Source organism: Sphingomonas hengshuiensis (assembly GCF_000935025.1).
Lineage (GTDB): Bacteria > Pseudomonadota > Alphaproteobacteria > Sphingomonadales > Sphingomonadaceae > Sphingomonas > Sphingomonas hengshuiensis.
Genome location: NZ_CP010836.1, coordinates 1,805,493 through 1,819,175, shown reverse-complemented (window position 1 = coordinate 1,819,175; position 13,683 = coordinate 1,805,493). Strand labels below are relative to the sequence as shown.

The 13,683-nt window shown below is 67.8% G+C and carries 13 protein-coding genes; 11 read left to right on the top strand and 2 right to left on the bottom strand.

Going from position 1 to position 13,683, the window contains the following annotated elements:
- Positions 1-50: 50 nt before the first annotated feature.
- The 7 genes from TS85_RS08070 (at position 51) to TS85_RS08040 (ending at position 7,792) form a co-directional block, all read left to right on the top strand.
- Positions 51-1,193: an ABC transporter permease gene (locus TS85_RS08070; RefSeq protein ID WP_173426219.1), complete on the top strand. Its 1,143-nt coding sequence runs from the start codon at positions 51-53 to the stop codon at positions 1,191-1,193.
- A gap of 27 nt (positions 1,194-1,220) precedes the next feature.
- The gene (locus tag TS85_RS08065) at positions 1,221-2,321 is read left to right on the top strand and encodes an ABC transporter permease (protein ID WP_227698716.1); all 1,101 of its coding nucleotides are present in this window, start codon (positions 1,221-1,223) and stop codon (positions 2,319-2,321) included.
- Positions 2,322-2,325: 4 nt separating this feature from the next.
- A complete protein-coding gene (locus tag TS85_RS08060; protein ID WP_044331523.1) occupies positions 2,326-3,723 on the top strand; it encodes an efflux transporter outer membrane subunit in 1,398 nt (465 codons plus the stop codon).
- A gap of 42 nt (positions 3,724-3,765) precedes the next feature.
- Complete coding sequence (locus TS85_RS08055; protein ID WP_044331522.1) at positions 3,766-4,422, top strand: peptidylprolyl isomerase; 657 nt, start codon at positions 3,766-3,768, stop codon at positions 4,420-4,422.
- A gap of 132 nt (positions 4,423-4,554) precedes the next feature.
- Positions 4,555-5,271, top strand: a complete 717-nt coding sequence (locus tag TS85_RS08050) for a SapC family protein (RefSeq protein ID WP_044336058.1) — start codon at positions 4,555-4,557, stop codon at positions 5,269-5,271.
- On the top strand, positions 5,268-6,302 hold the full coding sequence (locus tag TS85_RS08045; RefSeq protein WP_044331521.1) for a cupin-like domain-containing protein: 1,035 nt from the start codon (positions 5,268-5,270) through the stop codon (positions 6,300-6,302). Before TS85_RS08050 ends, TS85_RS08045 begins: the two co-directional genes overlap by 4 nt.
- Entirely contained in the window at positions 6,299-7,792 is a 1,494-nt protein-coding gene (locus TS85_RS08040; protein WP_044331520.1) for a tryptophan halogenase family protein, read from the top strand. The genes TS85_RS08045 and TS85_RS08040 overlap by 4 nt, the downstream gene beginning before the upstream one ends.
- Before the next feature lie 22 nt (positions 7,793-7,814).
- On the opposite strand, the gene TS85_RS08035 is transcribed toward TS85_RS08040, so the two are convergent.
- Positions 7,815-8,135, bottom strand: coding sequence for a hypothetical protein (locus TS85_RS08035; RefSeq protein ID WP_044331519.1), 321 nt, complete (start codon positions 8,133-8,135; stop codon positions 7,815-7,817).
- Positions 8,136-8,146: 11 nt separating this feature from the next.
- Positions 8,147-9,562 carry a L,D-transpeptidase family protein gene (locus TS85_RS08030; RefSeq protein ID WP_044331518.1) on the bottom strand — a complete coding sequence of 472 codons (1,416 nt, stop codon included), beginning with the start codon at positions 9,560-9,562 and terminating at the stop codon, positions 8,147-8,149.
- 240 nt (positions 9,563-9,802) lie between these two features.
- On the opposite strand from TS85_RS08030, the gene TS85_RS08025 reads away from it, so the two are divergent.
- From TS85_RS08025 to TS85_RS08010, 4 genes are all read left to right on the top strand, one after another.
- The gene (locus TS85_RS08025; RefSeq protein WP_044331516.1) at positions 9,803-10,534 is read left to right on the top strand and encodes a GDSL-type esterase/lipase family protein; all 732 of its coding nucleotides are present in this window, start codon (positions 9,803-9,805) and stop codon (positions 10,532-10,534) included.
- Positions 10,535-10,632: 98 nt separating this feature from the next.
- Positions 10,633-11,082: a cupin domain-containing protein gene (locus tag TS85_RS08020; protein ID WP_044331515.1), complete on the top strand. Its 450-nt coding sequence runs from the start codon at positions 10,633-10,635 to the stop codon at positions 11,080-11,082.
- Between the two features lie 22 nt (positions 11,083-11,104).
- Entirely contained in the window at positions 11,105-12,259 is a 1,155-nt protein-coding gene (locus TS85_RS08015; RefSeq protein WP_044331514.1) for a Gfo/Idh/MocA family protein, read from the top strand.
- A 15-nt stretch (positions 12,260-12,274) separates the two neighbouring features.
- Complete coding sequence (locus TS85_RS08010; protein ID WP_044331513.1) at positions 12,275-13,627, top strand: Gfo/Idh/MocA family protein; 1,353 nt, start codon at positions 12,275-12,277, stop codon at positions 13,625-13,627.
- The last annotated feature ends 56 nt before the right edge of the window (positions 13,628-13,683 follow it).

The window sequence follows — 13,683 nt, the reverse complement described above, 5'->3', positions numbered from 1 at the left end:
TTGAAGCGAATGGATCCTGACTTTCGTCAGGATGACCGGGAGTGTGGACAGTGACCCGCTCTGCCAGTTTCCGCTTCGACCTTCGCCGCGTCGCCGCGCTGGTGCGCAAGGAAACCGCGCAGATCCTGCGCGATCCCTCGACCTTCCTCATCGCGTTCGTGCTGCCGATGATCCTGCTCTTCCTGTTCGGCTATGCGGTGTCGCTCGACACCAGCCGGACGCGGATCGGGCTGGTCGTGCAGGACAGCAGCGGCCCCGCGCTGCGGTTGGCAGAGGCCTATCGCACCTCGCGCTATTTCGAGGTGACGACGGTGCGGTCGCTGGCGGAGGTGCGCGGGCGGATGGTGGATGGCGAATTGCGCGCGATCATCGTCATCCCGCAGGATTTCGGCGCGGGCGTGAAGCGCGGGCGCGTGCCGCCGATCCAGATCATCACCGACGGATCCCAGCCCAATACCGCGAGCTTCGCCGCCGCCTATGGCGAGGGCGTCCGCGCGACCTGGGCGCAGGCAGAGGGGCTGGAGCGCAACCCACGCGCCGCCGGGCCGCCGGTCAGCATCTCTGCACGCTATTGGTATAATCCCGAGCTGAAGAGCCGCTATTTCCTCGTCCCCGGATCGATCGCCAACGTCATGACGATGGTCGGCACGCTGCTGACCGCTTTGGTCGTCGCGCGCGAATGGGAGCGGGGGACGATGGAGGCGATGATGGCGACGCCGATCAGCATGGCCGAATTCATCGCGAGCAAGGTCATCCCCTATTTCTTCCTGGCACAGGCATCGATGGCGCTGTGCGCGGTGATCGGGGTGTGGGTGTTCGGGGTGCCGTTCCGGGGATCGGTGCTGACCTTGTTCGCGATATCCTCGGCATTCCTGATGCCCGCGCTCGGGCTGGGGCTTTTCATCTCGGCGGCGACCAAGAACCAGTTCGTCGCGAGCCAGATCGCACTGCTCTCGGCCTTCCTGCCCACCTTCCTGCTATCGGGGTTCATCTACGAGATTTCGTCGATGCCCTGGCCGATCCAGGCGCTGACCTATCTGGTGCCTGCGCGCTACCTTATCCCCTGCCTCGAATCGGTATTCCTCGCCGGCGACCAATGGAGGCTGATCCTGCCCAATATCGGCATCATGCTGGGGTTCGGCGCGCTGTTCTTCCTCCTGTCGTTCCGCGTGACGCGGCGGAGCCTCGACTAGATGGGCGGGCTCCTCAAATCCCTCGGCTTGCGCCGGTTGGCAGCGATGATCGTCAAGGAGCTATGGGCGGTGCTGCGCGATCCCAAGTCGCGGATCGTGCTGTTCGTGCCGCCGCTGATGCAGCTCTTCATCTTCACCTTCGCGACCACGCTCGACGTCAAGAATGTCGACATCGGCCTGCTCGACCGCAGCAGCGGCGCGCATTCGGCGGAGTTGGTCCAGCGGATCGCGGGCAGTCCGAATTTCCGCAGGATCGTGCCGCTGGCCAGCACCGCACAGCTCCGCGAGGCCGTCGACGACCAGAAGGTCATCGCCGCGCTGGTGATCGACCAGGACTTCGACCGCAAGATCGCGCGCGGCGAGCCCGCGACGATCGGCGTGGTCCTCGACGGGCGGCGCTCGAACGCGGCGCAGATCGTGACCGGCTATCTTACCCAGATCGTCGGCACGCTCGGCGCCGATCTCGCCCCGCGCGTGGCAGCGGGGGGCGGGGGCAGCGTCGTCACCAACTGGTACAACCCGTCGCTTGACTTCATCTGGTTCACGCTGCCGTCGCTGGTGGCGATCATCACCTCGGTCGCGGGGCTGGCGATCACGTCGCAAAGCGTCGCACGCGAACGCGAGCTGGGGACGTTCGACCAGCTCATGGTGTCGCCGCTGCGCGTCCACGAGATATTGATCGGCAAGATGGTGCCGCCCTTCCTGATCGGGATGATCAACGGCAGCGCCTATCTGGTCATCGCCCCGCTGGTATTCGGGGTACCGTTCACCGGGTCGCTGCTGCTCTTCTTCCTGTCGCTGGCGATGTACCTGCTCGCGCTGATCGGGATGGGGATGGTGGTGTCGGCGGCGGCGCAGACCCAGCAACAGGCGTTTCTGGGGGTGTTCCTCGTCACCACGCCGCTGATCCTGTTGTCGGGCTATGCCAGCCCGATCGACAACATGCCGAGTTGGCTTCAGCCGATCACTTATCTCGATCCTGCGCGCTATTTCCTGGTGATCGTCCAGGGGCTGTTCCTCAAGGCGATCCCGGCGGGCGCGGTGTTCCACCAACTTTGGCCGATGGGCCTGATCGCGTGCGCGACGCTGGCGGCTGCGGCCTGGCTGTTCCGCGCGCGGATGGAGTAGAGCGATGATCCGGACCTTGCCCCTGCTGCTCGCCACCGCGGCGCTCGCCGGCTGCACCACGGTCGGCCCCGATTATGCACGCCCCGCGCCCAAGGCCGGCCCCGACTGGGTTGAACCCGCCGCGCCCGGCGAAGTCGACCAGAGCTGGTGGGAGCGGTTCGGCGACCCCCAGCTCTCCGCGCTCGTTGCCCGCGCGATCGCCGGCACCCCCGACCTCGCCGAAGCCGAGGCCCGCATCGCCGAGGCACGCGCCAATCGCGACGCAGTGCTCGGCGGGCGCCGGCCCACGCTCCAGGCGACCGGATCGGCGACCGAGAATGTCCTGAGCGAGAACGGCCAGCTCCCGATCTCGCGCTTCCCAGGCGTGGCGCGCGAGTTTCCGCTGTTCGACCTCGGCTTCGACGCGAGCTGGGAAATCGACCTGTGGGGCCGCCGCACGCGCCAGGCACAGGCGGCGACCGCGCGCGTCGAGGCGGCGACCTTCGCGCGGCGTGACGTGATGCTGACGCTGATCGGCGAGACCGTGCGCAGCTATCTCGACCTCCGCCTAGCCCAGGCCGATGGCGCGATTGCCGAGGCATTGGCCGCCTCCGATGCCGAACTTGCGCGGCTCACCCGGCTGCGCGCCGATGCGGGGGAGGCGTCGCAGCTCGAACTGGAGCGTGCCGAGGGCGCGGCCCGGACCAGCGCCGCCGCAATCCCCGACGCCCGCGCCCGCGCTGCCGCCGCCGCCTATCGGATCGCCGCGCTGCTCGGCGCGCCGCCCGAACAGGTCGCGCCCGGCCTGCTCGTGCCCGCCCCGCTGCCCGCCAGCCCGGACACGATCCTCGCCGGCGTCCGCTCCGACCTGCTCGAACGCCGCCCTGATATCCGCCGGGCCGAGCGCGAGCTTGCCGCCGCCACCGCCGATGTCGGCGTCGCGACCGCCGATCTGTTCCCACGCTTCAGCCTGATCGGCAGCGTCGGGCAGCAGGCGCGCGACATTGGCGATATGACCTCGTCGAACAGCACCCGGCTCCAGATCGGGCCGAGCATATCGTGGCCGATCTTCTCGGGCGGCACTGTCCGCGCCCAGATCCGCAGCGCCGACGCCCGCGTCGACGGCGCCGCCGCGCGCTATGAAAAGGCAGTGATCGGCGCGCTGTCGGACAGCGAGGCGGCGATCAACCGCTTCGTCAACGCCCGCACCGCCGCCACCGAGGCCGAAGCCGCACTCACCCGCGAACGCGCCGCCTTCGCGCTCGCCGATCGCCGCGCAACCGCGGGCGAGGACGACCGCCTCACGCTTCAGCGCGCGCGCCAGTCGCTGCTCGCCGCAGAACGCCGTGACCAGCAGGCGCGTGCGGCAAAGGGCCAGGCGGCGGTCGCGCTGTACAAGGCGCTGGGCGGCGGCTGGCGCTAAGCCGCACTCGCGAATCCCGCGCGGCTCGGCTAGGAGGACGCCATGCGTTTCCTGATGTTGTGCGCCGCCGCGCTGTCGCTGCTCGTCCCCTCCGCCCTGGTTACCGCCCAGTCCGCACCGCAGCCCGGCCAGGTCCGCGTGCGGCTGGTGACCTCGGAGGGGACGATCGTCGTTGCGCTCGATGCCCGCCGTGCGCCCGCGACGACCGCGAATTTCCTCGCCTATGTCGATGACGGACGGCTCGACGACACCGAATTCTATCGCGCGTCGCGCCGCACCGGCAATCCGAAGCTGGGCTTCGTCCAGGGCGGGATCGGCACCGATGCGCGCCGCATGCTCGACCCGGTACGGCTGGAGCCGACGACGCGCACCGGCATCCGCCACACCGACGGCACGATATCGCTGGCGCATGGCGCCAACCCCGATTCGGGCAATGGCAATTTCTCGATCATGGTCGGCGACAATCCCTCGCTCGACGCGCGCGGGCCGACCGGGGGCTATGCCGCGTTCGGGCATGTCGTGTCGGGAATGGACGTCGTCCGCCGTATCCTTGCCAAGCCGACCGGGGGCGGGCGGGGGCCGATGCGCGGGCAGATGATCCAGCCGCCGGTAAAGCTGCTCCGCGCACAGCGGATCGACGGCACCCCGCGCCCCACCGGACGTCCGAAGCCCTGGCTGCTGGGCCTGCCGAAACGTTGATCCAGGCCAATGTCCCGCTAGCGCAGGACAGGGCAAGGACGGCGGTGCGCAACCGGCCTTTTTCTCTTGGAGCGGTTGAGTTGCGCGCGGCTTTGCGCCATCCCTCGGGCCCGGCGTCCGGAAAGCAGGTTGATGACCAACGCGGTATTGCTCAACGATATCGATCACCGCGACTTGCGCGTGGTGACGCGGCACGGCCCCGAATTTGGCGACAACGTCAACCAGGTGTTGATTTTCCCGACCGAATTCGAAGACATACAGCGCGAATATGCGATCTTCTTCACGCCCGGGGACGATGGTGTTTACCAGTCGGTCGCGCTGCTCGGGTTCGACCGCGACGAAAACCTCTATCTCGACGATAGCGGCTGGGACGCGCGCTATATTCCCGCGGTCCAGCGCCGGGGGCCGTTCTCGATCGGCGTCTCCCACGACGACAGCGGCAGCGCGCCGATGATCCATGTCGACCTGGACCATCCCCGCATCAGCCGCGACGCCGGGCACCCGCTGTTCCTGCCGGAGGGCGGCAACGCACCTTATCTGGACCATGTCGCCGACGTGCTGGATACAATCTATTCGGGGATCGACCTCGCCGCGCCGATGTTCGCTGCGTTCGAAGCGGCGGGGCTGATCGAGCCGGTCGCGGTCGAGATCGAACTGAGCGAGACCGAAAGCTATTCGCTGCCGGACTATAGCACGATCAGTGCGGAGCGGCTCGATGCGCTCGACGGCGCCGCGCTCGCCGCGCTGCATGCGCAGGGGTTTCTGTACCCGGCCTTCCTCGTCGTCGCGTCGCTGGGCAACGTCAACGGATTGATCGAGCGCAAGAACGCCCGGCTCGCCGCAGCATGACGATACCGATGCCGCGCGCTACGCTGGAAATCACCGGGATCGCCCCCGATGCCATCCCCTATGCCGATCTGCTCGCCGCGCAGCAGCCCGTGATCCTGAAAGGCGTCGCGCGCGACTGGCCGCTCGTCCGCGCCGGGCTGGAGGGGGCGGAGGCGGCGATGGCCTATCTCTCGACCTTCGATGTCGGGCGCCAGGTCGCCGGGTTCACCGGCGATCCCGAGATCCGCGGGCGCTTCGGCTATGATGCCGAGGTGCGGGGACTCAACTTCGTCCCCGAGCACACTGCATTGGCGCCGTTTTTCGAGCGTGTCCGCGCCCATCTCGACGATCCCGACGCGCCCAGCCTCTATGTCGGCTCGACCGATCTCGACATCTATCTTCCGGGGCTCAGGGCCACCAACGATCTGGTGCTGAACGATCCGATGTTCGCGGCCAATCCGCCGCTCGTCAGCATCTGGCTGGGCAACCGCACCACGGCTGCGGCGCATTACGACATGTCGAACAACATCGCCTGCTGCATGGTCGGCCGGCGCCGCTTCACGCTGTTCCCGCCCGATCAGGTCGCGAACCTCTATCCCGGCCCGCTCGAGCCGACCCCGGGGGGGCAGGTCGTGACGATGGTCGACCTCGCCGACCCCGATTTCGATTGTTACCCCCGCGCCCGCGACGCGCTGGCCGCCGCGCAGGTGGCAGTGCTGGAGCCCGGCGACATCCTGTTCTATCCCGCAATGTGGTGGCACCAGGTCGACGCGCTGGAGGGGTTCAACGCAATGATCAACTATTGGTGGAACACCTCGCCCGCCTTTATGGACACGCCCCAGAACACGCTGCTCCACGCGCTGCTCAGCCTGCGCGATCGGCCCGATCCGGAGAAGCAGGCGTGGCGCGCGCTGTTCGATTATTATGTGTTCGGCCCGCCGACGCTCGCGGGCGAGCATCTGCCGGAACATGCGCGCGGCCCGCTTGGCCCCCTCGACGAAATGGGTGCGCGGCGACTGCGCGCGCGGCTCTTGCAAAGGCTCAATCGATGAACCGTCCCCGGGTGCAACGTGTCGTGGTAGCGGGCGGCGGCACTGCCGGCTGGGTCGCCGCGGCGGCGCTGGTCAAGCAACTCGGGCCGTTGCTCGACATCACGCTGGTCGAATCCGACGAGATCGGCACCGTGGGGGTGGGCGAATCCACGATCCCGACGTCGCGCAGCTTTCACCAGCTGCTGGGGATCGACGAAGCTGCGGTGATGCGCGCCACGCAAGCGACTTTCAAGCTCGCGATTTCGTTCGAGAACTGGCGCCAGGAGGGCGATCGCTATTTCCACGCGTTTGGCGAGAATGGCCGCCGCTCGACCTGGATGGCCGATTTCCACCATTTCTGGCTGGAAGCGCGCGCCCAGGGCTTTGGCGGCGACCTTGCCGACTATTGCTTCGAGCTTCAGGCCGCGTCGGAGCGACGCTTCACCAATGGTGAGGACGCCCCGATCAACTATGCCTATCACCTCGACGCGACGCGCTATGCCCGCTTCCTCCGCACGCTGAGCGAGCCCGCCGGCGTCCGCCGCGTCGAGGGCAAGATCGCGCAGGTCGAACAGGATGGCGAGAGCGGGTTCGTGACCGCGCTGGTGCTCGAATCGGGAGAGCGGATCGAAGGCGATCTGTTCGTCGACTGCACCGGGTTCCGCGGGCTGCTGATCGAACAGACACTTAAGACGGGCTATGAAGACTGGACGCACTGGCTCGCCACCGACACCGCGATCGCGGTCCAGACCCGGGCGACCGAGCCGGCGGTCCCCTATACCCGCGCCATTGCGCATCAGGCGGGCTGGCGGTGGAAGATCCCGCTCCAGCACCGCGTCGGCAACGGGATCGTCTATGCCAGCGCGCATCTGTCGGACGACGCCGCCCGCGCGCAATTGCTTGGCGCAGTCGAGGGCGACGTGCTCACCGAGCCCCGGCTGATCCGCTATCGCACCGGGCGGCGGCGCAAGGCGTGGAACAAGAATGTCGTGTCGCTCGGGCTCGCCAGCGGTTTTATCGAGCCGCTCGAATCGACCAGCATCCATTTCGTGAAGATCGCCGTGATGCGGCTGATCCAGGCATTCCCCTTTGCCGGGATCAGCGACGCGCAGGTCGATCGCTTCAACGCGATGTCGGTGCAGGAGGTCGAGCGGGTGCGCGACTTCATCATCCTCCATTACCACCTGACCGAGCGCGAGGATTCGGCCTTCTGGCGTCAGTGCCGCGACATGACGATCCCCGATACGCTGGCGGAGCGCATGGCGCTGTTTGCGGAGAGCGGGCAGGCCTACCAGGCCGGCGACGAGCTGTTCCGCGTCGATTCCTGGGTGCAGGTGCTGATGGGACAGGGCATGGCGCCCCAGCGGCATCACGAACTCGCACGGCTGATGCCCAAGGAACAGCTTCGCGGGGCGCTGGACTCGCTCAAGGCCGACATCGCCGGGCGTGTGGCGAAGATGCCGGCGCATGCGCAGTTCGTCGACCGCTATTGCGGGGCGGGCGAGGGCTGACGCGCCTCGCCCGCGCACGCGATTACTGCGCGGGCTGGCCGCCTTCGTTGCCACCCTCGTCGCGGGAGACGCGCGCGGTCATGCCCGCTGCGTCGGCGTCGTCCTGGGTCTGCTCGTCGGCTGTCAGTTCCACGCCGGTCGCAGGCTGGCTCTCGCTCACCGTGTTGTCCATGGGGGCGGGGGCCGGGGCCTCGGCGGGAAGCTCGGTCATGTTCATCGGCTCGGTGACCTCGACATTGGTCTCGGTCGGCGGCGTCTCCTCGCTATTGCCCCCTGAACAGGCGGCGAGCGCGAGTGCAGCAGCGGCGGAGGCGAGCGTCAGGGTGATGCGGCGAGTATTCATTGGTTCTCCTGTCAACGGGCGGCGACGGCGGTGATCGCCGAACGGTTCTCGATCTTGGCGGCGAGCGTCTTGTCCCAGCCATAGGGGTCTGCGCGGAAGCTCACCACGCCGTCGCGGTTTGCGAACGCCGTCCAGTAGAGCAAATACACCGAGACCTTATCCTGTTCCTGCAACGGCACGCGCAGCGTCTTTCCCGCCGCCAATGCCGCCTGGATCTGCTCGGGTTGCCATGCGGGATCGTTGCGCAACAGCAACTGGGCAAGCGCGGCGGGCTTTTCCAGCCGGACGCAGCCATGGCTCGCCAGCCGGCTGAAGCTCGCGAAGGTCGATTGCGACGGGGTGTCGTGCAGATACACCGCATAGGGATTGTCGAAGTCGAACTTGTACAGCCCCAGCGCGCTGCGCGGCCCCGGCTGTTGTTGCAAGCGTTTGTTAGCGCCGGTGCCGATCACCTTGTAATTGTTGCGCGCGAGATACGCCGCGCCCTTGGGCCACAGCTCCTTGGTGGCGATGCTGGTGGGCACGTTCCAGGGCGGATTGAGCACGATCGAATGGATTTTCGACTGGAGCATCGGGGTTTCGTTGCCGGGACGCCCGGTAACCGCCTTCATCGACGCGATCGGCGCGTCGCCTTCGAACACCGCGAGCCGCGCATCGGCGATGTTGACCTGGATACGCTTGGCGGGGAGTTCCTGCGGCAGCCAGCGCCAGCGCTCCATGTTGGCCATGATCTGGCGAACGCGGTCGGCGGCGGGCACGTTGAGCGCGCCCAGCGTCTGGGTGGACACCACGCCCGTCGGGTTGAGGCCATAGCGCCCCTGCGCGCGCTTCACAGCCGCCAGGAGGTCGGCGTCGAACTTGGTCCCCTCGGACACCGCATCATCCTCGACCGCGAGCCGCTTGCGCAGCGCCGCGACGCGCGCGCCGGTCGCGCCGATCGTCAGGTCGGGCCCAGCCGGAACGCTGCTCCAGCCGCCGTCCGCCTCGATCGCCCGATAACGCGCCAGCCCCTTTTGCAGCGTGTCATAGCCGGCATAGGGTGGGGGCAGCGCGCGGATCCATGCCGCGATCCGATCGCGCTTCACGGCGTCGGCAAAGCCGGGGAGCGGGTCATAGGGCGCGGGACGCAGCCCCCAATCCTGCTGGAAGTCGCTGATGTCGAGCCGCCCCGAATGCACCGCGCGCGCGAAATCGAGCGCAGCGCGGACCAGCGCGTCGTTATTCTGCGGGATCACCGGACGATCGGCATCGTGGCGCAGGCCATGGGCATAGCCGGCATCGGCGATCATCTGCCCCAGCGTCGCCGCCTGCGCGGCGCTCAGCACGGGGAAGGGGACGACCTGCACCGGCGGCGCCAACGGAACCGCCTGGATCGTCGGCGCGGGCACCTGTTGCGCGAGACCCGGCGTCGCGACCAGCCCGGCCATCGCTGCCCAGGCGGCACCCCGGCGGATCGTCGAGCCCAGATTGCGTTGCACCGTCACACCGTCACTCCCACTGGTCCGCACGCCTCCGCGGACTGAATCGCCCCCTAATAGGCGAAGTGTGAACGAAAGTGCGAGCGCGATTGTCCTTCGCCCGGTGGGGCGCGGCGCATTTTCGGACTGGCCTCGCGCGATCGCCGCGCGCAACATGCCCGGCATAATGTTGGAGGGGATTACCACGCCATGACCACGATTCTTCGCCGCAGCTTCCTGGCCGGGGGCCTGATGCTTCCGCTCGCCGCCCGCGCGCAACAGGCGCCGCAGCAGGAAACATGGGACGAACGCTGGGCGCGGATGCTGCGCGAGGACTTTGCCGGCCTCGGTCGCTACCGCGACGACAATGCGGCGCTGCTCGCATCGGGCGCGAAGACCGGGATCGTATTCATGGGCGATTCGATCACCGAAGGCTGGCGCAGCAAGCGCCCCGCCTTTTTCCGCACCGGGCGTGTCGGACGCGGGATCAGCGGCGAGACGACCCCGCAAATGGTGCTGCGGATGATGGCCGACGTCATCGATCTCAAGCCGCGCGTGGTCCATATCATGGCGGGCACCAACGATATTGCGGGCAATACCGGCCCGATGACGCCCAAGCAGAGCGCCGACAATATCCGGATGATGACGCAGCTTGCCCAGGCGAACAATATCCGGGTGGTGCTCGCGTCGGTTCCCCCGGCAAAGGGATTTCCGTGGCGCAAGGGGCTGGAGACCGTGGCGCCGATCCGCGCCATGAACGCGTGGCTGCGCGGCTATGCGCCGGGGGCGGGTGCGACCTGGGTCGACTATACGCCCGTGCTCGGCGACGCGGAGGGCGCGATGCTGCCGGGGCTCGCCAACGACGGCGTGCACCCGACCGAGGCCGGCTATGCCAAGATGGAGGCGGTGCTCGAACCCGTGCTGCGCAGGTTGGGCGTCTAGCGCGACGTATTTCTCAGACAATTGGGCTTTTCAACCCGATCGAATCGGCTAAGCTCCTGAAACGACGCGGGCGAACCGCGCGTGAAAAGGAGGATGCGATGCGAGTCACTCGCCGGGACATGACCGTGGCGATCGGGGCGATCAGTCTTGCTTGCGCAGCCGGCGCCGTCGCGCAACAGGCCCAGCCCGCGCCGCTGGGGCCGATGGTGTGGGATTGGGCCGCGCTTGCGCCAACGACCACCGATGTCGGCGCGCTCCGCACCCTGACCCGCCAGCGCACCGCGACGCTCGACGAACTCGAGATGCACGTCACGACGCTCAATCCGGGGCTGGCGTCGCACCCGCCGCACCGGCATCCCAATGAAGAGCTGATCATCGTCCGCGAAGGCACGGTCGAGACGCTGTTCGACGGCAAATGGCGGCGGCTCGGGCCGGGGTCGGTGATCTTCAACGCGTCGAACGCAGAGCATGCGCTGCGCAACGTCGGGGCCGCGCCGGCGACCTATCACGTCGTGAACTGGAAGACCGCCGCCACCCCCGCCGAATGATTGCCCCCTCAAGGAGAATCGCATGGATCGCCGATCGATATTGACCGGGGCCGGGCTGGCGGGGATCGCCGCGGGACTGCCGGGCGAGGTGTTCGCCCAATCGACCGCGGCGGGCAACGCCATGTCCGAATCCAGGGCGCCGGCGGGTCCCGAGCCCGCCGCCAAGCACCGCATCCGCTTCGGCGTGATCGGCCTCGACCATGCGCATATCTACAGCATGACCGACGCGATGATTCGTGGCGGGGGCAGCATCGCCGCCTTCCACGCCACCGACCCGGCACAGATTGCGAGCTTCCGCAAACGCTATGGCGACGTGAAGCTCGCGCGTGGCGAGGACGAAATCCTCGAGGACAGGAGCATCGTCCTGATCCTGGGCGCGCCGATCCCCGATCTGCGCGCGCCGCTCGGCATCCGTGCGATGCGCGCGGGCAAGGATTATCTGGGGGACAAGCCCGCGATCACCAGCCTGCGCCAGCTCGCCGACGTCCGCCGGGCGATCCGCGAGACGGGGCGCAAGTTCGCGATCCTCTACAGCGAGCGGCTCGAGGTTCGCGCCGCGGTCCATGCCGGCCAGCTCGTCGCGCAGGGCCGGATCGGCAAGGTCATCCAGACCGTGAACCTCGCGCCGCACCGGGTGAGCCCCGCCAGCCGCCCCGACTGGTTCTGGGACAAGGCGCGCTATGGCGGCATCCTGACCGACATCGGCAGCCACCAGGCCGACCAGTTCCTGTTCTACACCCAATCGACTCGCGCAAAGGTCGTCGCGTCACAGACCGGCAATTTCCACTGGCCCGACAAGCCGAAGTTCGAGGATTTCGGCGATATGGTCGCCACCGGCAACGGCGGCACCGGCTATGTCCGCGTCGACTGGTTCACGCCGGACGGGCTGCCGACCTGGGGCGACGGCCGCCTGTTCCTGCTCGGGACCGAGGGCTATATCGAGCTGCGCAAATATATCGACGTCGCCGGGCGATCCGGCGGCAACCACCTGATCGTCGCGGATCGCAAGGGGGTGGAATATATCGATTGTTCGAACGTGCACCTGCCGTTCGGCGCGCAATTCGTCACCGACATCGTCGAACGCTCCAGCATCGCACAGGACCAGGAACAGGCGCTGCTCGCCGCCGAACTGGTGCTGACGGCGCAGAAGAACGCAACGCGGCCGATCACGGCCTGAACCGGGAGGAAGAGGATGCGGATTTCCAGACGTGGAGCGCTTGGCGCTGCCGCCGCCAGTGTCGCGCCGATGATCGTGCCGGCCAGCGTGTTCGGGCGAAACGCCCCCTCGAACCGCGTCACCGTCGGTGCGATCGGCGCGGGCCGGATCAGCCGCATCCACGATATGAAGGAAATCCACGCGCACGACGATGCCCAGATCGTCGCGGTGTGCGACGTCGATACCCGCCGTCTGGGGGCGGGCATCCAGCTGGTCGACGATCGCTATGCGGCAAAGGCAGGCAAACCCTATTCGGGGACGCGCGGCTATACCGACTATCGCGCGCTGCTCGCCGATCCGGCGATCGACGCCGTGCTGATCTCGACACCCGACCATCAGCATGCGCCGATGGCGGTGCATGCCGTGCGCGCGGGCAAGCATGTCTATCTGCAAAAGCCCGCATCGCTGACCGTGGCCGAGGGACGGACGATGGCCGATGCTGTGAAGGCGTCGGGCAAAATGCTCCAGATCGGATCGCAACAGCGCGGCTCCGATCCCTGGCCACAATTCCGCCGCGCGTGCGCGCTGGTCCGCAATGGCCGGATCGGGGCGCTGCGCAGCGTCGAGATCGGGCTGCCCGGCGATCCCTCCGGACCCGAGGCGGCGGCGATGCCGATCCCGCGCAACCTCGACTACGACGCCTGGCTGGGGACCACGCCCGAAGTCTATTATACCGAAACCCGCGTCCATCCGCAGGATTCGTTCGAGAACCGGCCCGGCTGGCTGCGGCTGGAGCAGTTCGGCGCCGGGATGATCACCGGATGGGGCGCGCACCATGTCGACATCGCGCATTGGGGCATGGACATGGAGCATTCGGGCCCGGTCGAGATATGGGGCAGCGCCGAATTTCCGAAATCGGGGTTGTGGAACGTCCACGGCCCGTTCCGCACCTATGCCCGCTACGCGAACGGCGTGACGATGACGATATCGGGCGCGCTGCCCAATGGCGTGAAGTTCATCGGCGACAAGGGCTGGATCTTCGTCACGCGGAGCGGCGCGGTGACGCCCAGCGATCCGGGCAGCGCGCAGGTCGATCCCCTGGTCGCGAGCGATCCGAAGATCCTTACCAGCGTGATCGGGCCGAACGAAGTCCACCTCCTCGAAACCCCGGAGCAGCACCGCAACTGGCTCGACGCGATCCGCACCGGCGCGCCGGTCAGCGCCCCCGCCGAGATCGGCCATCGGGCATGCTCGACATGCCTGCTGCATTGGATCGCGATGAAGACCGGACGGCGGCTGCGTTGGGACCCGAAGGCGGAGCGCTTTCTCGGCGACGATGCCGCCAATGCAATGCTCAGCCGTCCGCAGCGCGCCAAATACGCGATCTGAAGCCACGCGCCGCGCGGTTGGAAAGCGGCGGCCATGCGCTTACCTGCGCTCGGATG

What these genes read in the sequence shown, in the direction of transcription:
- TS85_RS08010 (WP_044331513.1), top strand. Translation starts at nt 12,275, where the DNA reads ATGCGGATTTCCAGACGTGGAGCGCTTGGCGCTGCCGCCGCCAGTGTC.
- TS85_RS08055 (WP_044331522.1), top strand. Translation starts at nt 3,766, where the DNA reads ATGCGTTTCCTGATGTTGTGCGCCGCCGCGCTGTCGCTGCTCGTCCCC.
- TS85_RS08035 (WP_044331519.1), bottom strand. Translation starts at nt 8,135, where the DNA reads ATGAATACTCGCCGCATCACCCTGACGCTCGCCTCCGCCGCTGCTGCA.
- TS85_RS08020 (WP_044331515.1), top strand. Translation starts at nt 10,633, where the DNA reads ATGCGAGTCACTCGCCGGGACATGACCGTGGCGATCGGGGCGATCAGT.
- TS85_RS08060 (WP_044331523.1), top strand. Translation starts at nt 2,326, where the DNA reads ATGATCCGGACCTTGCCCCTGCTGCTCGCCACCGCGGCGCTCGCCGGC.
- TS85_RS08050 (WP_044336058.1), top strand. Translation starts at nt 4,555, where the DNA reads ATGACCAACGCGGTATTGCTCAACGATATCGATCACCGCGACTTGCGC.
- TS85_RS08045 (WP_044331521.1), top strand. Translation starts at nt 5,268, where the DNA reads ATGACGATACCGATGCCGCGCGCTACGCTGGAAATCACCGGGATCGCC.
- TS85_RS08025 (WP_044331516.1), top strand. Translation starts at nt 9,803, where the DNA reads ATGACCACGATTCTTCGCCGCAGCTTCCTGGCCGGGGGCCTGATGCTT.
- TS85_RS08015 (WP_044331514.1), top strand. Translation starts at nt 11,105, where the DNA reads ATGGATCGCCGATCGATATTGACCGGGGCCGGGCTGGCGGGGATCGCC.
- TS85_RS08030 (WP_044331518.1), bottom strand. Translation starts at nt 9,562, where the DNA reads ATGGCCGGGCTGGTCGCGACGCCGGGTCTCGCGCAACAGGTGCCCGCG.
- TS85_RS08040 (WP_044331520.1), top strand. Translation starts at nt 6,299, where the DNA reads ATGAACCGTCCCCGGGTGCAACGTGTCGTGGTAGCGGGCGGCGGCACT.